At 29.4% G+C, this 20,503-nt stretch carries 13 protein-coding genes; 11 read left to right on the top strand and 2 right to left on the bottom strand.

Annotated elements, in window-relative coordinates:
* Window positions 1-80 precede the first annotated feature (80 nt).
* From aceB to Q1A46_RS17300, 9 genes are all read left to right on the top strand, one after another.
* Entirely contained in the window at window positions 81-1,676 is a 1,596-nt protein-coding gene (aceB, locus tag Q1A46_RS17340) for a malate synthase A (RefSeq protein WP_299681859.1), read from the top strand.
* 89 nt (window positions 1,677-1,765) lie between these two features.
* Entirely contained in the window at window positions 1,766-3,394 is a 1,629-nt protein-coding gene (locus Q1A46_RS17335; protein ID WP_299681858.1) for an isocitrate lyase, read from the top strand.
* Window positions 3,395-3,627: 233 nt separating this feature from the next.
* Window positions 3,628-4,971 carry a microtubule-binding protein gene (locus tag Q1A46_RS17330; RefSeq protein WP_299681857.1) on the top strand — a complete coding sequence of 448 codons (1,344 nt, stop codon included), beginning with the start codon at window positions 3,628-3,630 and terminating at the stop codon, window positions 4,969-4,971.
* Window positions 4,972-5,049: 78 nt separating this feature from the next.
* Complete coding sequence (locus Q1A46_RS17325; RefSeq protein ID WP_299681856.1) at window positions 5,050-6,096, top strand: hypothetical protein; 1,047 nt, start codon at window positions 5,050-5,052, stop codon at window positions 6,094-6,096.
* Window positions 6,097-6,124: 28 nt separating this feature from the next.
* On the top strand, window positions 6,125-6,397 hold the full coding sequence (locus tag Q1A46_RS17320) for a hypothetical protein (protein ID WP_299681855.1): 273 nt from the start codon (window positions 6,125-6,127) through the stop codon (window positions 6,395-6,397).
* A 6-nt stretch (window positions 6,398-6,403) separates the two neighbouring features.
* Window positions 6,404-8,362: an AAA family ATPase gene (locus Q1A46_RS17315; RefSeq protein WP_299681854.1), complete on the top strand. Its 1,959-nt coding sequence runs from the start codon at window positions 6,404-6,406 to the stop codon at window positions 8,360-8,362.
* Window positions 8,363-8,367: 5 nt separating this feature from the next.
* A complete protein-coding gene (locus Q1A46_RS17310; RefSeq protein WP_299681853.1) occupies window positions 8,368-8,991 on the top strand; it encodes a hypothetical protein in 624 nt (207 codons plus the stop codon).
* A 39-nt stretch (window positions 8,992-9,030) separates the two neighbouring features.
* On the top strand, window positions 9,031-9,618 hold the full coding sequence (locus tag Q1A46_RS17305; protein WP_299681852.1) for an NUDIX domain-containing protein: 588 nt from the start codon (window positions 9,031-9,033) through the stop codon (window positions 9,616-9,618).
* Window positions 9,619-9,847: 229 nt separating this feature from the next.
* The gene (locus Q1A46_RS17300; RefSeq protein WP_299681849.1) at window positions 9,848-14,704 is read left to right on the top strand and encodes a PAS domain-containing protein; all 4,857 of its coding nucleotides are present in this window, start codon (window positions 9,848-9,850) and stop codon (window positions 14,702-14,704) included.
* 2 nt (window positions 14,705-14,706) lie between these two features.
* On the opposite strand, the gene Q1A46_RS17295 is transcribed toward Q1A46_RS17300, so the two are convergent.
* Window positions 14,707-15,474, bottom strand: a complete 768-nt coding sequence (locus Q1A46_RS17295) for an AraC family transcriptional regulator (protein WP_299681846.1) — start codon at window positions 15,472-15,474, stop codon at window positions 14,707-14,709.
* Between the two features lie 226 nt (window positions 15,475-15,700).
* Window positions 15,701-16,621 carry an AraC family transcriptional regulator gene (locus Q1A46_RS17290; RefSeq protein ID WP_299681843.1) on the bottom strand — a complete coding sequence of 307 codons (921 nt, stop codon included), beginning with the start codon at window positions 16,619-16,621 and terminating at the stop codon, window positions 15,701-15,703.
* 1,244 nt (window positions 16,622-17,865) lie between these two features.
* On the opposite strand from Q1A46_RS17290, the gene Q1A46_RS17285 reads away from it, so the two are divergent.
* A complete protein-coding gene (locus Q1A46_RS17285; RefSeq protein ID WP_299681840.1) occupies window positions 17,866-19,101 on the top strand; it encodes a DUF6638 family protein in 1,236 nt (411 codons plus the stop codon).
* A gap of 27 nt (window positions 19,102-19,128) precedes the next feature.
* On the top strand, window positions 19,129-20,490 hold the full coding sequence (locus Q1A46_RS17280) for a hypothetical protein (protein WP_299681837.1): 1,362 nt from the start codon (window positions 19,129-19,131) through the stop codon (window positions 20,488-20,490).
* Window positions 20,491-20,503: the final 13 nt, after the last annotated feature.

Here is a 20,503-nt window from a genome sequence, read left to right as displayed (position 1 = left end):
TTAAAATTTAGCGAACGTTCGCTTGTGGAGACCAAAAATATTTTATATCATTGTAGTGTAGTTTTTTAAAAAGAAGAAAAATGGAAACAAAAGCAATGTTAAATGAGATTCAATTCAAAGGATTTGAAGAACAGTCTTATCAATCAATTTTAACTCCAGAAGCTAAAGTTTTTTTAGTCGAGTTACACAATAGGTTTAATGCTAAAAGATTGGAGTTGCTAAAGGAAAGAGTCAAGATGCAAGCGTATTTTGATGAAGGAAATTTTCCTTCGTTTCCAGAAGAAACAGCTTCAATAAGAAATTCAGATTGGGTTTGTAAACCTTTGCCTCAAGATTTACTAGATAGAAGAGTTGAGATTACAGGTCCAGTTGATAGAAAAATGGTGATTAATGCTTTAAATTCTGGTGCTAAAACTTTTATGGCAGATTTTGAAGATAGTAATGCTCCAACAATTTCTAATATACTAAATGGTCAACAAAATTTATTTGATGCTAATACGAAAACGATTTCGTTCTACAACGAAAAGAAAGATAAAACGTATCAGTTGAATGAAGAAACAGCATTATTATTAGTAAGACCTAGAGGTTTACATTTAAATGAAAGACATTTTGTAGTTGATGGAGAGGAGATGTCGGGTTCTTTAGTTGATTTCGGATTATATTTCTTTCATAATATTAAAGTATTACAAGAAAAAGGATCTGCAACTTATTTTTATTTGCCAAAATTAGAACATTATTTAGAAGCTCGTTGGTGGAATGAAGTATTTGTTTTTGCGCAAGATTATTTAGGTATTGCTCAAGATACTATTAAAGCTACAGTTCTTGTTGAAACAATTACAGCAAGTTTTCAATTAGATGAAATTATATACGAATTAAAAGATCATATGGCTGGGCTTAATTGTGGTCGATGGGATTACATCTTCTCTTATATAAAGAAGTTTAGAAATCATGAAGGGTTTTTAGTTCCAGATCGTGCTCAAGTAACAATGAGCTCGCCATTTATGAAAGCATATTCTCAACGCGTAGTTCAACGTTGTCATGTAAGAAGAGTTCATGCAATGGGAGGAATGGCAGCGCAAATTCCTGTTAAAAATAATGAGGAAGCAAACAATGCAGCTTATGCAAAAGTAGAGCGAGATAAACTTCAAGAAGTGAAAAATGGTCACGATGGAACTTGGGTTGCGCATCCAGCTTTAGTAAAAGTAGCTATGGATGTTTTCAATGAATACATGCCAACTCCAAATCAAATTGATAACAAGCGTGAAGATTTAGTGGTTACAGAAGAAGAGTTAGTGGAATTACCAACAGGAACTGTAACTGAAAAAGGAATTCGTGAGAATATCAATGTGGGTATTTTGTATATCGAAAGTTGGTTGTCAGGAAATGGAGCAGCAGCATTATATAACTTAATGGAGGATGCAGCAACTGCAGAAATTTCAAGAACACAAATTTGGCAATGGCTACACAAAGGAGTTCGATTAGAAGATGAAAGAGCTTTCGATATAGAAATGTACAACGAGTTTAAAGTTCAAGAGATAGAAAAAATTAAAGATTTAGTTGGTGAAGCAGCTTTTAATTCTAGAAGATTTGAATTAGCAATTCAATTGTTCGATGACTTAGTGTTGTCAGAAGACTTTGAAGAGTTTTTAACCTTACCAGCGTACCAATACATATAATTAAAAATAAAAAAAGCCCTAAAAATGCGGCAACATTTAAAGGGCGAGTCATTAATAAATTAAATAACTCAATAGCGAAATACAATATTATGAAAAATTTAGCACAAGGAAGTTATAGTTCAGCTTTAGAAACTGTAAGAACTTTAAAGGAAAAATTCGGGAATTCATGGAGTGCTATTAGTCCTGAAAATGCAGCAAGAATGGCAACTCAAAATCGTTTTAAAACTGGTTTAGATATTGCTAAGTACACCGCTTCTATCATGAGAGAAGATATGGATGCTTATGATGCTGATCCTGTTAATTACACACAATCATTAGGATGCTGGCACGGATTTGTAGCTCAGCAAAAAATGATTTCAGTAAAGAAACATTACAAAACTACTAGTAAAAGATATTTATACTTATCTGGTTGGATGGTAGCTGCGTTACGTTCTGAATTCGGACCGTTACCTGATCAGTCAATGCATGAAAAAACAGCTGTACCTGGATTAATAGAAGAGATTTATGACTTCTTACGTCAAGCAGATGCTATCGAATTAAATGATTTATTCAGAAGGTTAGAAGCTGGAGAAGATGTACAAGGTCAAATCGATAATTTTGAAACTCACGTGGTGCCAATTATTGCTGATATTGATGCTGGTTTCGGAAACGAAGAAGCGACTTATTTATTAGCTAAGAAAATGATTCAAGCTGGTGCTTGTGCTATTCAGATCGAAAATCAGGTTTCTGATGCAAAACAATGTGGTCACCAAGATGGAAAAGTAACTGTACCACACGAAGATTTCGTGGCAAAATTAAATGCAGTTCGTTACGCGTTTCTAGAATTAGGTGTTGAAGATGGAGTTATCGTAGCGAGAACAGACTCTGAAGGAGCTGGTTTAACTCAAAAATTACCAGTAAGTCAAGAGCCAGGAGATTTAGCTTCTCAATATTTAGATTTCGTAGAGTGTGAAGAGGTTTCTATCGATGAGGTTTCTAACAACGAAGTATTATTAAAAAGAGATGGGAAATTAGTTCGTCCTGTAAGATTAGCAAACGGATTATATAAGTTCAGAGAAGGGACAAATATTGATAGAGTTGTTTTAGATTGTATTACAAGTTTACAAAATGGAGCAGATTTATTATGGATTGAAACTCCAACGCCACACGTAGGTCAGATTGCTGCAATGGTAAATAGAGTTAGAGAAGTAATTCCAAATGCAAAATTAGTATATAACAATTCACCTTCATTTAACTGGACATTAAACTTCCGTACGCAAGTTTACGATGCTATGGTAGAAGCTGGAGAAGATGTATCTGCATACGATAGAGCTAATTTAATGGATGTGGTTTATGATGGAACTGAACTATCTAATCGTGCAGATGAGAAAATTAGAACTTTCCAACAAGATGGTTCTAAAGAAGCTGGAATCTTCCACCACTTAATTACGTTACCAACATATCATACAACTGCTTTACATATGAATGATTTAACTGAAGGTTACTTCGGTGAAGAAGGAATGTTAGCTTATGTGAAAGGTGTACAAAGACAAGAAATTAGAAAAGGAGTTTCTTGTGTGAAGCACCAAAGAATGGCAGGTTCTGATTTAGGTGACGATCATAAAACATTCTTCTCAGGAGATAATGCGCTAAAAGCAGGAGGAGAGAAGAATACATCAAATCAATTTGAAGTGAAAAGTACTGAAGCAGTTTTAGAAGAAACTTCAGTAAATATTTAAAATTAACGCTGAAACTTTTTTTGAGTTTTAGAGAGTTGTTTGTTTACATAAATTTCTAGTTTGAAGTGAAAAGCTACTTAATTTTTTAGGTAGCTTTTCTTTTTTTATAGAATTATTGTAACATTTTAAGTAAAAACGATACTTATAATTGTTGAATAATTATTTCTTGAAATAATTTTTTTTAACGAAATTGCTAACTTTAAAAATTGTACAACTAAAAAAACTTACACGAAATGTCTGATGATTTTGATTTACTAGAAACAAATTCTAGCGAGAGAACTGAAAAAGTAGATGTGAACTGGGGGAAAGCTATAGATAGTATGAAGTCTAAGCTTGCTCAAGAAGACGATCCGCAAACACGTCAAAAAATATTAAATGCAACATTAGATGATGTTGTAAATATGGCGGAAAAAGATAGAACTACTTTATTAGATGCGATTAAGGATTTAACAGATTATCAAGACGAAGTAGGTATTATTTTTGAAAAATTTTCTTCATTAAACGCAGAAGAACAAAAAATTATCGACGATGCTCAAAAGGCATTAGAGAGAGCGAAAATTGAATTAGAGGATGCTCAAAATAAACCAGATACTTGGTGGAATAACCTTTGGGGAAGAAAAAGTAAAATTCAAAAGGCTGAAGAAGAATTAAAACAAGCTGAAAAAACACGTAGTAGTGCAGATAATAAAGCCAAAGCTAAGTTTCAAGAGCGTATTGAAAGTGCAGATGTTCAAACTTTATTAGGTGAATTATCGTATAAATCTCAAGCAGCAGTAACACGTTTAAAGAACCGTGAAATTGAAATCAAAGAGGTTGAAGAGAAATTACAAACAGCTATTGTAGAAGCTTCAAAAAATCATACGAAAGCTTTAGAGAAGAAAAAAGAAGTTGAAGCTCAGTTAGAAGAGCAATATGCTTTATTAAAACAAGCGCGTCAAGAATTAGAAGAGATTGCAGATAAGCAGTCAACGGAATATTCAGAGGCTATTGGTAAAGTTACATCTTTAGAGCAAAAAGTAGAAGAATTAGAAGGTTTAAAAAGTGCTTACACTACTTTAGCAGCGAGTAAAGATAGTTTTGTGCATAAGCATAACTTAACAATTAAAGTATTAACATCTTTACGTAGTAATTTACAAACACATAGAGCAAAATTAAAGTCAGATACTGAAGAGCGTTTAAAATATTACGATGGTTATATCGTAGCTTTAAAAGCTAGAACAGATCAAGAGTTTGCTGCTATTTTAGAGCATTTAGGTGTTAAAACAGATGAGCATATTGGTGAAACTTTAGCGGCTATGCACACAGCAAGTGCTAAAGCTCGTCAAGAAATGATGGATAACATTCCTGTACACGAAAAAGTAATGCAAGGTGTATATAGTTCTTATGCAGAAGCATTACAAGAAATTAGAGAGAAAGATTCTGAGATTCAAAAGAACTTTGCAGATCGTTACGGAATTGACATGAAAGAATTGTTTGAAGATTATTATAAAGCTGACGGAACTGCTCCAACTGGAGGAGGAGATGAGCCTTCAAATGATCCAGAGCCAGAAACAAGTGATGACGATTTATTATCGTAACAAATATTAAAGCGGTAATCTTTTACCGCTTTTTTTATCCAAAATATTTATAAGATTTTTAGTAATACAATATAGAATATGATTGTAACTCCTTTAGATTCTGCGACATTAGATTCAAAAGAACAATATGTGTTTTACCATAAAATGTTAGACTTTGTTCTGAAAGAACTTTTAGTGAACATTCAAAAGCAGAATTTATGTAGTCATCAAGAATTAACCATATTTAAACAATATTCAGATTTATTCTTGTATTCCATAGAAGCCATGCGTATTAAATATATGTATGATGAAGAAGAGAATATGAAAATAGATCTAACAGAGTCTGGTTTTCCTAATTATTTAGAATTCAGGTATCTCTACAATGATTTAGATTTAAGAAATGAATATATAAGTAAGCTTGAAAATGTAGATGATATTAAAGAAGAATTTTTAGATACGCTATTACGTAAGAAAGAGCCTATTAAGAGAAGAAGATTATTTCAAGCGGCTTCAATTGTGTATTATAATTCTGTAAATCCTAAGTACATTTTCAAAAAATTTGTGCAAGGAAAAGTAATTAATGCACCAGAAAATAGTCCTGCAAAATATATTACAAGTTGGAGTTTTTATGATGTGTCTGATAACAGACCTTACATCTGTTTTATGTATTTTGATTATGAAGGAAAAAAGTCAAATGATTTTAAAGAGCCTTTGTATAAAGTATTAAAAGAAACTGCAGATAGAAAAATGGCCTTAGACACTATGGCTCATAATATCGATAGAAAACTTGGTGATATTCATCCGAAATATATCAAACGATTAGATTTAGGACCACTTCACAATGTGTTTGCTAAAGATGAAAATAAGATAACACATGCAATATTAGAAGGAATTGCTAAAAAACAAATTCCATTAGAATCGTATGCTTTATCATTTAAAACTGATGAGGTTTTTTCTGGTAGTACATTTACTGAAGGCGGTTTTTTCTCAAAACAAACCTATCAAAAATGGAATGAAGTTGATCGTAGAAAATACGTCTTTGCACCACACAGAATCATTCAATTATTACATAGTAAAACTCCCGAGGTGTTAAACAAGTTGGCAAAAGAGCCGATTCAAACTTCAGATTTAAAAATAAGTATGTAATTATATTCTACTTGAAAAAGATTTAAAAATGAATAAAGAAGATCTTACAGATAAACCGACTGAAGAATTAGGTTCTCTTTTGAGAAATAGAAAAATGACTTATAAAATTCAATTAGGTCTTTTAATAATCTCTTATATAGGTTTTGGTTATGTCTATTTCTATTTAAAAGGAGATGTGTTTTTACCTTTGTTTGTAATTACTATGCTATACATCTCAATGATTTACAAAGATTCCAAAAATATAAAGGAAATAAAGAAAGAATTAAATTTTAGAGAAAAAGAAAATAAAATAATCAACTAAAGAAAAATGGAACACAACTCAACTTTCCCTATAAAACAAAATGAATTAGATGTGCTTCGCGATGAAGCAAGTGGATATTTAAAAAGTATTCAATGGGAACAAAGTCAACGAGCAAAAAATAAAGATAAAGATGCTAAAGATGAATCAATTTTATTGTTTTTATCGAAGGCAAAAGGAGGAAGTGGAAGTTCAGAAATAACATCTGTTTCTAAAACTATATTAGCATTAAAGAAAAGATTATTACCAGATTCAATTGCTATTCCTGTGTATTTAAATCAAACTTTATTTGCAGTTCAAGAAGGATTAACTTTAGGAATTTGGATTAAAGATAGTTTTACAGATGCGTCAGGTTTATCAAGTTTATCTGAAAGAAAATCTGCATTAGATGCAAATGGAAGAAGAGAGTTTGAAAGTAAAATGCAAACTGCTACAGCTTTTCAGTTATTTGCTACATCATATAAAATACTACACGATTTAAAAGAACACGCTTCAGATGATTTGTCTGTGATGAAGCAGAAATTTGCTGGAATTCCGGAGGTGTCTTTTTTAACACCATTAAAAGGAATTTCATGTTGTCTGTTTTATTATGAAAAATATTTATCACATCCAGATATCATTAAGTCAGATAAAGATGTAATAGATTTTACTGTAGTCTATTTTGAAGCTTTAATTGATGAAATCAATTTAAGAAAAAGCAGTTTAGAATATACTGAGACAATTACAGACAGAACTTACAAATTAGAAAATTCTGACTTTGCAGTTTCAGGATGGGAAAATACATTTAGCGGAACAGCTAAAAGTGTTGAGTTTAATAAAATTCAGTTCGAGCAAATCGTAGGAAATAAAGATGCAAAGCATTTTGCACGTCGTTTAACAGAACGTATGTTAAGTTACGATTTTGATGCTCAGAAGAATCCATTCCAAGAATTGGGTGGCTTTATGCCTGTATTTATGGGATACGGAATTCCAGGTACCGGAAAAAGTATGTTAATTGCAGCAATTGCTACGCGATTAAAAGAGCATTCAGATAATTTAGAGATTCCGTTCTTATTTCATCCAATGCCAGATACATTAATCTCTACTTTCCAAGGAGGTTCTGCAGAAAAAATGGTAGAGTGGATGAAACCAATGCAAGACCCAACGAAATTAATTTTTGCACCAATTGATGATGCAGAAAATAATTTACAAGAGCGAACGGCACAAGGAGTTTCTGCTGGTGTAAAAGAAGTTATAGGTGTTTTCTTACGTTATACAGAAGGAGCTTACGCGGTTAATTATGGGAATAGTTCGATTGGGTTATTTACAAATCTACCAGAAATGCTAGATAAAGCTGTGATTTCTCGTGTACAAGGAAGGTTTAAAATTGATGGCGCAAGAACAGAAAATGACTTTTTAGACCAAGATCATATTTGGTGGAGAAAGTTTGAGAAAACAATGCCTGAATTTGTAAACATGACAGGTCCTTCTGGTTATGAATACTTGAGAGATCAAGGTTTTGTGAAAACCATGGGAGATGTGTTAAATAGTATAGAAAAACCTACAGAAGCTCGTGTTCATGAAGTTTACGATCGTGTAGAAAAACAATATGGTACAAATCAACATATGTTTTTTGCAAGTTTATATAAAGAAATTCAAAAAGTATTTCCATTCTTTTCTTCTAGAGACGTTAGAAATATTCAATCTGCAATTTCATTACGTTTAACAGATTTTGATTTAGAACAAGATTGGTTTGATAATCCAGAGGTATATTTTAGAAAGGATTATGAAACGAAATTTAATATGTTAAAAGAGTTAATGAAAACTAATATGAAAGGGTTAGATTTCTCAGAAATTAGACGTCAAGAAGTGGTACGTTATTTAGATAATGTGGCAACTATTGCAGATACTGATTTCAAGAGAAAAGTAGATGCTCGAGTAAATCAAATGAATATTGAATTAGAGGCTAGAAAACAATTTGATAAATAATAGGTTTGGAAATTTCTAACGAAAATAAAATAAACTCAAGTAAATACGGAGTACAAGATTATATGTCTATTGGATATGTTTTTTTGTTAATCCTAGGAGTTATCAATCAAACTATTTTTTATGGTTTTTTAAATATTAATATTTTCGAATACACTTCGGTTTTAGATGTTTTATTAAGTCCGGTTGCTATTTTAACAGATCGATGGATAATTTTTGTTACTGCAGTTATTCTTCTAATAGTTATGGTCGGCTATTTCGAATTGATGAAAAAATTCTATGCTAGACTAGCTAAAAAAGAAAAATATCAACAAGGAAAAAAGAAAGAACAAATAGATAAGATTTTATCTAATTTAAATAGAAAGTATTCAATAATTCCATTTTTATTGTTTGCTTTAGCTTGTATGTATTTAGGTTTAGGTTTTGGTACTGGACAGAAAACTAAAGACAGAATTAATAATTTCGATTACACATATTCAAATGAAATAGTATTTGATGACGGAGAGAAAAAGAAGGTTAAAATTATAGGAAAAAATAGTTTATATATATTTTATGTAACCAAAGAAGACACTCATGTGAATATTGCTCCTATTGATGGAAATATAAAATTGATTAAAGAGATTAAAGAATAATGTAAAAAATAAAATCAACTTTTAGTTGGTTGAATTACGATGAAAAATAGACTCAAAAATATTACACGAAGTATTTTGTCTAATGAATGGAGAACACTTTATAAAGTTAACTTCGATTTTTTATTTAAAGACGGAAAATGGAAAAACCTCTCCAGAGAAACTTATGATCGAGGAAGCGGAACATGTATTTTATTGTATAACAAAGAAAAAGGAACTGTAATCTTAACGAAGCAGTTTTGTATGGCAGTTTACAATGAAAACTCTTCTGAAGAAGGAATGTCTATTGAAGTTTGCGCAGGGTCTATCGACGATAATGAAAATCCTGATGATTGCGTTATTCGGGAAGTAAAAGAAGAGGTTGGATACGAAATTAAAGAAGTAAAAAGAGTTTTTGAAACGTATATTTCTCCTGGCGCTACAACTGAAAAATCTTATATGTATGTGGCAGAATATACAGAAGATATGAAGGTAGATTCAGGAGGTGGAGTAGAGGAAGAAGGTGAAGAAATAGAAGTGTTAGAATTATCATTTTCTAAAGTGCTTCTGATGATTGAAAATAAGGAAATCAAAGACGCTAGATCAATTATGTTGTTACTATATGCTCAACTACATAAGTTGTTAGAATAATATAAAATATCATAGTTATTTATTTATAAAAATAAACTCTAAGAGCTCAAATTTGATCAAAATTTGAGCTTTTTAAATTGTTGTTTTTTTCTAGTTTGTACAAGCTTTCTTTTAATGTGTTTTTCAAAACTTATGAGTTAACAGGTTGAAATCAGGTAAAATACCCTTTGTTTTGCTTTGAAATTAACTTTAGATATGCTATATTAATCACTGGACTAAACTTACTTTAATGATAAAAGATTACCGTGTAATTGGTATTGGAACTTCAGCTGGAGGATTAGAGGTATTAAAAACCTTTTTTAATAATGTACCAGAAGATTTTAATCATGTTTTTATAATCATACAACATTTATCTCCAGATTATAAGAGTTTGATGGCCGAACTGCTAGTAAAGAACACAAGTTTACCAATTCAAGAAGTAGAATCTGGTGTTAAAATTCAGCCAGGAAACATTTATTTATTACCACCAAAGAAAAATATGACTATCGAAGGAGATAGTTTAATTCTTACAGACCGACCTGAAAAAAATATTTTAAACTTACCTATAGATATCTTTTTTAAATCATTAGCAGTTGAACAAAAGGAACAAGCCATAGCGATCATTTTATCAGGGACAGGATCTGATGGAACTAGAGGAATTCGAAAAATAAAAGAATTTGGAGGTATGGTTATTGTCCAAGATCCAGAAGAAGCAAAATTCGATGGAATGCCAAAAAACGCTATTGGTTCAGGGTTTGTAGATGCTATATTACCGATATCCGAGATTCCTGCTGAATTAATAAGTTTTATAGAACATGCAAATGCTATAGAAGAGGAAAAAGATAAAGATTCGATATTAAGTGATGATATTTTAAAAGGAATACTTCGTTTAGTACACAATAAAACAGGAATAGATTTCTCGGAATACAAAAGACCTACACTTAATAGAAGAATCACTCGTAGAATGAGTGTTACAAAAACAAAAACAGTAGGAGAATATTTAAATTATTTACATGAACACGATTATGAAGCTGAAATATTACACAAAGAGTTTTTGATTGGAGTCACAAAGTTTTTTAGAGATAAAGAAGCTTTTACTTTTATCAATGACGAAGTAATCCCAAAAATATTTGAATCTAAAGAAAATAACGAGCCAGTTAAGGTTTGGAGTGTTGGTTGTTCTTCAGGTGAAGAAGCATATTCATTAGCTATTCTTTTGAACGAATACAAGGAGAAGCATAATATAAAAAGAGATATAAAAATATTTGGCACTGACTTAGATGCAGATGCTATAAACAAAGCAAATAGAGGTGTTTTTTCTGAAAGTATAGTTGGTGATGTTTGTCCAGATCTTTTAGAAAAGTATTTTCAAAAAGAGGGAGATTCTTATGTGATTTCACCGAAAATTAGACAAAGCATTATTTTTTCATTGCATAATACTGCACAAGATCCTCCATTTAATAATATGGATTTAACGATATGTAGAAATCTACTGATTTATCTTCAGCCTAATTTGCAACAAAAATTATTGTCAGATTTACATTATGCAACAGGATTTAATAAGTTTTTATTTTTAGGCCCAAGTGAAACTTTAGGAGAATTATCTAAGTCATTTAATGTGTTATCTAGAAAATGGAATATATATCAAAATATTAAAGCGTATACAGGTTCAGATTTTTCTCCTAGAATTTATAAGAAATCAAATATAGACTCAACAAAAAAAACATATAATCAAAATAAGCAGCGAACAATAGATCAAAAGTTGTCGGAGAGTTTATCAGGTCTTTTACTCGAAGAATTTTCTGCTTCAAGTATTTGTATTGATAATAACTACGAATTGGTTAGTGCAGATGGAAATTTTAAAGAATTTATAGAGTTACCAGAAAACAAATTCCGTTCGTTTGATATTTTAAAAATGTTACCTAAAGAATTGTCCTTAGCTTTAAGTACGGCTTTAGTTAGTGTTGAGCAAAAAAATGAAAAAGTAAGATACGACAATATCACCTTCGAAAAAGATGATAAGAAGAATGTTGTGAGTATTCTTGTATCACCTGTGGAGAGTTTATCTAATTATCGAAAATTATACTTAATTATTTTCAAAAAAGAGCAAACATATTGTAATATAGAATCTCATGGTGCAGACACGGATAATTTTAATTACAATAAAATTAGTTCTTTAGAAGAAGAACTTAGAGATACTAAAATAAATCTACAATCAAAAGTTGATGAAATTGAAGTTTCTAATGAAGAATTACAATCTGCAAATGAAGAGTTGTTAGCTTCTAATGAAGAATTACAAACAACCAATGAAGAGTTACAAAGTGTTAACGAAGAATTACATACTGTAAATGCAGAATATCAAGATAAAATATTAGAATTAGTTCAATTAAATGACGATTTAGAAAATCTAATCTTGTCTGTTGATATAGGAGTTTTATTTTTAGATGAAAACTTAATTATACGCAGATTTTCACCATCATTAAAAAAGTTTATTAACATTGATAATTCTGATGTCGGAAGATCAATTGTAAAATTTAAAACAAACTTAAAAGAAGAGCATCAGAATTGCTTACTTCAAAGCATAACTAAAGTAATAAATACAGGAAAAATTCATGAACAAGAAGTTCAACTCTTAAATGATTCTTGGTATCTAAAAAGAATCAATCCTTTTTTAAGTGAGCAGAACAAAATAAAAGGTGTTGTAGTTTCTTTTGTAGATATTAATACGCAGAAGAATACAGAGTTAGAATTATTAAACAAAGGTAAGTTTTTAACCGAACTAACCAGTTTACTGCCTGGTCTAATTTATGTGTATAATCATGAAACGAATATGAATGAATATGCAAATAGAGACATTGCTTCAGTTTTAGGGTATACCAAAGAAGAAGTGAAAGAATTTGGTGATACTTTCTTAGTAGATATTGTACATCCGGATGATATAGAAAAAGTTTTTGGCAACTTACAGAAAATTCAAACTTCAGCAGATAACATAACTCACGATATTGAGTATCGTGTAAGACATAAAAACGGAAATTATATTTGGTTACTTTCTAAAGAAACAATTTTCGAAAGACTTCCTTCAGGAAAAATGAAAATTATTGGAGTTGCTACCGATATTACTCATGTGAAAAATACTGAAAATGAATTATTAGAAAAGTCTAACTTTTTATCGAAAATTACAGATGTAATGCCAGGGATAACATACATTTATAATCAAGAAACCCAGGAAAATGAGTATGTAAATCAGGAAATTGCTAAAGTTTTAGGATACAGTAAAAGTGATATTGAAACTTTAGGAAGTGATTTGATGACTGAAATAATTCATCCTAATGATATGATTAGAATGGAAAAACATCATCGGGCAATAAGTGAATCAAAAGATAATGAAATTCTCGATTTTGAGTATAGAGCAAAGCATAAAGATGGTAAGTATCGTTGGTTTTTGTCAAAGGAAACAATATTCGAGAAAATAAAAGGAAGTGATAAAGTTAAACATATTGGTGTTGGAACAGATATTACCAACCTTAAAGAAGTAGAACATAAACTGAATGAGTCTAATATAATGTACAACATTATTTTAGAAACTACTCTTGCAGGATATTGGGATTGGAGAGTTAAAGAAAATTATACCTATTACAGTGCTTCTTTTAAAGCAATGTTTGGTTTTGAAGATCATGAGGTTCCGAATTCTCCTGATTGGTGGGCACAACAAATGCATCCAGACGATGTTAAACAAGCCTACGATATTGTAGAAGAACATATAAAATCAAAAGGGAAAATTCCGTTTACAAATGAAGCAAGGTACTTTCATAAAAACGGATCTATTGTTTGGGTGTATTGTAACGGTAAAGTTATAGAATGGGATGAAAACGGAGAGCCGTTAAGAGTTATAGGAAGTCATGTAGAAATTACAAAAATAAAAGAAGCAGAACAGAAGTTGTTTGAAAGTAATATTATGTATAATAATATTATTGAAGCAACATTAGCAGGATATTGGGATTGGTACATCCAAGAAGATAAAGTTTTTTATAGTCCTACATTTAAATCAATGTTTGGTTTTGAAGATCACGAAGTGCCAAATGAACCAAGTTGGTGGCAGCAACAAATTCATCCAGATGATCTTGGAAGAGTTTTACAAAGTGCTGAAGATCATATAGCAACAAAAGGAGAAGTTCCATTCTTAAACGAAGTTAGGTATTATCATAAAGATGGATCTATTGTATGGGTTCGATGTAAAGGAAGAGTTATTGAATGGGACGAAAATGGAGAAGCAGTTCGATTAGTTGGAAGTCATGTAGAAATTACTAATATTAAAGAAGCAGAAAGAAAGCTTTCAGAAACCAATAAGATGTACACTAGTATAATAGAGGGGAATCTTGTTGGGTATTGGGATTGGCATGTTAAAGAAAATTATGAATATTATAGTCCAGCTTTTAAAGCAATGTTTGGTTTTACTGAAGGCGAGGTATCAAACTCTCCTGATTGGTGGAAACAGCAAATGCACCCAGAAGATATACCTGAAGTACTAAGTTTATTTAACGAACATATAAAATCAAAAGGAAAAATACCGTATGCAAAAGAAGTGAGATATTATCATAAAGACGGCTCTTTGATGTGGATTTATTTTACTGGAAATGTTATTGAATGGAATGATAATGATGAGCCGTTAAGAGTTGTTGGTAGTCATATAGATATCACAAAAATTAAAGAAGCAGAAGAAACTTTTAAGTTGAATAATGCATATCATAATATTTTAGAAGAATCTTTAGCGGGATATTGGGATTGGTATATACAAGAGGATTATGAATATATGAGTCCAAGATTAAAAAATATGTTAGGATTTGAAGATCATGAGGTACCTAATAAACCTGATTGGTGGCAAAAACAAATTCATCCAGATGATTTATCTGGAGTTCTTGAGATATTTGAAAAACATGTAAGTTCTAAGGGAGAAATACCATATGACAATGAGGTAAGATATTATCATAAAAATGGATCAATTGTATGGGTGTATTGTAGAGGAAAAGTAATTGAATGGGGAAATAATGGAGAACCAATAAGAATGGTTGGAAGTCATATTGATATTACACCTTTGAAAAATAAATAAGTTTATTTAAATAATTGTCTAAATTCAAGAGGAGACATTCCTGTGTTTAGTTTAAATGTACGTTCAAAGTAGTTAAAGAATTTAAATCCAAGTTCTTTTGAAATTAACTCTATAGAGTTTTCACTTTTTATTAGTAAAACTTTAGCTTTTTCTATAGTGAAATCTAGCACATGGTTTTTAATATTTCTTTTAATTTCTTTGAATAATAAATCATTGATGTAGTTTTCAGATAAACCAAGTTCTTCTGCAATGAATTCGTTTTTTGGTATACCAATTTCTTTGAATTTATTTTTACTGTAATAATCTTCTAGAATGAAATTAATACTATTTAAAGTTTCTTTATTAGAAATTGAACGAGAAACAAATTGTCTATCATAAAATCTTGAACATAAATTTAATAAAAGACTAAGTGTAGATATGATAACGTTATTACTATGATTATCAATTCTAGCATTAATCTCATTTACAATTAATCCAACACAGTTCAATATTAATTGTTGTTCAGATCCTGATAAATGTAAAGATTCTGAGTTTTTATAAAAGAAAAAATTGTAAGTATCTATTTTGTCAAATAAGATGGTGTTTTTAAGTAAATCGATACTAAATATTAAAAACCAACCAGAAGTAGCAGCAAGACAATTTTCATCAACCTTAGCAAACATTAAGCTAGGTTCTGTAAAAGACATAATACTTTCTGCAAAGTCATAACTTTTTCTGCCAAATAAATGCCCGCAACTACCATCCTTCATAGAAATGACAAATAAATCCATTTCTATATTAGCATGACTCTCATTAATGTTATTTTTTAGTTCATCGATTTCGATAAGACTAATTGACGGGTGCTTAGGTTTGGACAGGTTAAATATCTGATGGAATTCCGATATCGTTCTGATTATAGAGGTTTTGCCACTCATAATCTTTCATTAATCATCTAACAAAGATGAATATAAAACTTTAAAATTAAAAACACTAATTATTAAAAAATAAACAGATTAGTTATAAAGATTTTTCTTTTCGGTATTGATGTGGAGTTTTACCAATTTTGGATTTAAAAAAGCGGCTAAAATAATGAGGGTAATTAAATCCTAATTTATAGGATAATTCATTTATAGAATATTCTTGTTTATGAATAAGTAAACTTTTAGATTTTTCTAAAATAAAGTAATTTATATAATCTTTTGTGTTTTTACCTGATTCTTTCTTGAGTGTAATAGAAAGATAATTTGGTGATAACTTAACGTAATTTGCTATTTGTTGAACACTAGGAATACCTTTTTCTGCAAATAAATTGTTATCATAATAAAACTTTAAAAATGCGTCAACCTTAGAAATTACATGATTATTTTGTAAAGCTTTTTCTTTAAACTGTCTTTCATAAATCCTGTTACAAAGATTTAATAAAACTTCTAAAACAGAAGATATAACAATATTTGTATGATTATCTGATTCTTTACTAATTTCGTTTTTAATGAAGTTAATACAATCGGTAATACTATCTTGTTCCTTCTCAGATAAATCTAGTCCTTCATTAATATCATAACTAAAAAAACGATAATTTGAAATTTTTTCTTGTAAAGGAGAGTTTTTCAACAAGTCATTATGAAATGCTAAAATCCAGCCTTTATGATCATTTAATTCTTCAGTATTTGAAACACTTAAAGTCTGATTAGGTTTAGTAAATGCTAATTTTCCTTTATTAAAATTAAAGTCATGTTTTCCAAAAAAGTAGCTAGAAGCATTATCTTTTAAAGATATAGTGAAAAAATCAAAAGTGTAGTTATTGTTTTCAGACGCAAATTTAATATTATCAATTTCATTTGAATTTATAATCGTTACTAAAGGATTACAAACTCTATTTAGGTTTAGAGTTTTTAAAAACTGTGGTATTGAATTAATATGTATCTGTTTAGTCTTCAATGAAAAAGGTTTTCTTAAAGTTAAAAAAAATATTCGAAATTTAATTGATTTCTGATACTTTTTTGATTTTTAGACTTTTACAGTTGTAAAAAGTATCAGAAAATATATATATATTGTTAAAATTTGTTAACTTTGTAACTTTCAGATAGTTATAACTAAACTTTCAGGTTAGTTAGTTTAAGTAGAGGTCTATTTTAATAAAGATGTGTATTGGGGGCAATCTGCACTTTATTACTCTTTTTATGTTATAACAGTTTACGAAAATAAGACTGTTTAGAGATTCTAAACAGTCTTACTTTTTTAGACAAAGGTAGTAGTAAGCATTTGCTTAATGTATCGGGGGAATACTGTATTTATCTGTTACTAAATTACGTATATAATTAATTGATGACTAACACAATTTTTATTTCTTACATCACATAAACACTTTTTTTATAAGAATTAAGAAATTTTAGTGTTTTTTTATTTTTAAATAGTTAGAAATGTATTTGAATTATTTTGTTTAAGTTTTATAAAATCAGTCTTTTATGTTGTTTTTGTGTAGATGTGTATAGTATTTGTAGCAATATTAAGAAAATAAGACTGTTTAGAGATTCTAAACAGTCTTACTTTTTTTTTGACAAAGGTAGTAAGTAGTAAGTATTTGTCAATTATATTCGGGGGAATAATGTTTTATCTGTTGCTAAATTAGATATATAATTAATTGACGACTAACACAAATTATATTTCTTACATCACATAAACACTTTTCGTGTTATGATAGATTAAATTCAGTGTTTTTGTGTTATTTTTTTGTTTAAAAAGTGTTTTTTTACTAAATTAGTAGGAAGTTTTATTCTTCAAATTTTCGTTTCATAGGGAAATAGAGATAAAATTTTGTCAAGAATAGTTTAATGTAAGTTTAAAGTTAATTATTTAACAAGACTGTAATTGGGGGATTACTTAAGTATTTTGTTAATAATAAATCAGAGCTTTCAAATTGGGCAAGACTGTTAGATCTATAAACAGTCTTGCTTTATTTTTTATTAGTAATTTCTTTAAATAATACCTGTTTTTTTGTTTTTCAAAAGGTGCATAATTGAAATCATTTTAATTTTATGTAACTATTTTTAATATATAGCTTCTAATAACTGAAGAATTGCTACAATCCCCATAATTAATTTTATATTTGAATTGTACAAAGAGTATAAAAAAATTGATGCTATATTCTGTTAGAATCAATCTAATATTTGTTTTTAAAACCAATGCAGAAACTAAAAGAGGCAGATTTATATAAAGGAGAATTAATTCCAATAAGTGGTAAACTAGTAGAACGTTATAATAAATGTTTGGTAAAATTAGGTTTTACAGAAACCAAATTAGAATCGTTTTTTATTGACGGGATAGGATGGAGTCCTGAAGTTGCAGAAGAAAAAGGAGAAATTCATTATTTAAATAATGGAGAAGCAAATCCGCATTGTATCATAATCACTCCGCTTCAAAAAGGATTACCAGTATATAACCCCTTTCATTCTTTCGATAGAGAATTAATGAAACAAGTATTTAAAATACATCAAACGAATATAGAAAACATAACTAGAGATTCAGCAATTTGTGTTGATTTCGATCAAAGAATTGATGTATTTTATGAACCATTAGATGTATTAAAGTACAAAGACATTATTGTTCGTTTTCGTTTGGTAGATAATTTAGATCAAGCTCAAAAAGAACAATTAGAGCTTATCGAACTATTTAAAAGAGATAATAATTTTGTCGATGAAGAAATTCATCAAAAATTATTAGAATCTGCTAATACATATGGTGATTTAAGAGAACGAGTGATTGATATTAAGGATATCACATTTAATGTTGATTCTTTTTTTACTGAAGCATTTGGAGGAATCTTCGTAATTAAAAGTTTCTTATCTCCAATTTTAGTATTTCAAGATATAGATGCTTATAAAGAAGCAATTAAAGATACAAGTCACGATGTATTAATGTATCATATTGGTCACGATGAATTGATTGAAAAATTACAGTCACATTTAATTATAGAATTTGACTTAAATTCAGAAATCACAAAAAGAAGACATGAACGTGTAAAAAAGTTTTTACTTTCAAAACATTTAGAAAATACAACTCATGAAATAAAGGATATTTTAGAAGATCCAATGTTATTTAAGAGCTATTTGAATAAGATTGATATTAGCGCTAGAAAAAAAGTAATGAGTGTCGATCGATATTTAGAAAAGAAGAGTTCAGGAACTTTTGTAAAAGTTGAAGATATTATAGATGAAGAAGTTCGTGTAGCATTACATAGTCCGCATTCATCATTAAAACCAAGCGAACAAGATTTAATTTGGAAATTATTGGTAAGTATTTCTCCAAAGGACGTTTTATTCTTGTATTGGTACGATAAAGAAGAATTTTACAAACGATATAAAAATTGGAACGATTCGATGAAAGATTGGGTTATTCAAACGATTAAAAATAGTATTTAATTCAAGAAAAGAAAAAGCAAAATTGGTATGGGATTATTTGATTTTTTAAGCAATAAAAAAAGCGATTCATCGAAAAAAGAATCAAAAGAAAATAACGTTGAGAAAAGTGATTTTTTTCTTTCAATGCAAAAGTATAGCGAGCATATAAAGTTATTTATGAATATGCAACTTCAAGGAAATTATGCGCCCATATCTGCTTATGAAAATAATGATGGAGAAATAGTAGGTTTCTTATATACTGTTGGAAATGATAATTCTTATGTATTGTCTGCTGATATGGCAATACTAAAAATGGAAGAACGTTTTGAACAGTTGTTAAAACAAAACAAAATAGTTTCGTATACCATTTTTTATCATTCTCAATTTAACAACGATAACAATCATACTATTGCAAACACAGACGAAGAGTTAAAAGCAATTTCTATCACATACAACTTTAATGATCATCAAAAAGGGAAAATTGGCTTACCTTATGTTTTTGATAAGGATAAAATTAATTATGGAAAATTTGCGGAATTTACTGTAAATGAGAATAATGATATTTTAAAAGCAAATCTACTTGAAGGCAAAAATTATTTTGAAGATAGAATAGAAATTACAGCACCAAGTTTTGAAAATGAATCAGGAATAATTGTTAAAAAAGCAAATACATTAAGTTTAAGTAATACATGGGGAGGTGTTTTTGGTTTTGAAACATATAGAACTGAAGAAGGAAGTAAAATATTACATGAATATTTCGCTTTTGCATTAACGAAAGAACCTAAATTAAAAAGAGATAATTTATCAATATCTGAAGTAGAATTTGATGATGTTAATTTTAAAGCAATAACCCATAAAGGTGAACCTAAAACGATTTTACCAGTAGTAAAAACAGAGTATCAATTAGATTTTGAAACAAAAGAAATTGTTGAATGGGAAAATATAGATAACCTTGAAGCTATTGTTTCAGGAAGAGGTAGAGATACTTTTGGACTATGGTATTTCGCTACAGATTATGCAGAAAACAGAGCAATATATTTAAGTCAAAAAAAGATCAATATTAACTTAAGTGGAATTGTATTTGTCCTAGATATTCATAATGATGATACTTCAAACAGTGAAGTAAAATATAGTAAAGATTTTACGATGTATATGCCTAGTAATGATCTACCAAACTATGGATGTTTCGATTTTATAGGAGAATTAGAGAGTTTTAAAGAGAGTTATCTCTTAAATGATAAAAGTAGTAAAGGCTATTTATTGAATGTTAGGTTAATTACAAATCAAGATGTGAAAGACTTTTTTACTATTGATATGTACGTGGCAAAAGAAAATATGCGATTCTCTGAATTGCATGTAGGAATGAAATTAACCGGAATGTTTCAATTACAAGGAAGCATTGCATCATAAGAACAAATAATTA

This window comes from uncultured Tenacibaculum sp. (assembly GCF_947502995.1).
Classification (GTDB): Bacteria; Bacteroidota; Bacteroidia; order Flavobacteriales; family Flavobacteriaceae; genus Polaribacter.
Note: the sequence above shows the minus strand (reverse complement) of the source record. Positions and strands in the feature narration are given on the sequence as shown.

Bases quoted from the DNA above. Each gene is read 5' to 3' on its own strand.
- aceB (WP_299681859.1), top strand. From the start codon at position 81: ATGGAAACAAAAGCAATGTTAAATGAGATTCAATTCAAAGGATTTGAA.
- Q1A46_RS17320 (WP_299681855.1), top strand. From the start codon at position 6,125: ATGAATAAAGAAGATCTTACAGATAAACCGACTGAAGAATTAGGTTCT.
- Q1A46_RS17285 (WP_299681840.1), top strand. From the start codon at position 17,866: ATGCAGAAACTAAAAGAGGCAGATTTATATAAAGGAGAATTAATTCCA.
- Q1A46_RS17315 (WP_299681854.1), top strand. From the start codon at position 6,404: ATGGAACACAACTCAACTTTCCCTATAAAACAAAATGAATTAGATGTG.
- Q1A46_RS17300 (WP_299681849.1), top strand. From the start codon at position 9,848: ATGATAAAAGATTACCGTGTAATTGGTATTGGAACTTCAGCTGGAGGA.
- Q1A46_RS17330 (WP_299681857.1), top strand. From the start codon at position 3,628: ATGTCTGATGATTTTGATTTACTAGAAACAAATTCTAGCGAGAGAACT.
- Q1A46_RS17335 (WP_299681858.1), top strand. From the start codon at position 1,766: ATGAAAAATTTAGCACAAGGAAGTTATAGTTCAGCTTTAGAAACTGTA.
- Q1A46_RS17325 (WP_299681856.1), top strand. From the start codon at position 5,050: ATGATTGTAACTCCTTTAGATTCTGCGACATTAGATTCAAAAGAACAA.
- Q1A46_RS17280 (WP_299681837.1), top strand. From the start codon at position 19,129: ATGGGATTATTTGATTTTTTAAGCAATAAAAAAAGCGATTCATCGAAA.
- Q1A46_RS17295 (WP_299681846.1), bottom strand. From the start codon at position 15,474: ATGGATTTATTTGTCATTTCTATGAAGGATGGTAGTTGCGGGCATTTA.
- Q1A46_RS17305 (WP_299681852.1), top strand. From the start codon at position 9,031: ATGAAAAATAGACTCAAAAATATTACACGAAGTATTTTGTCTAATGAA.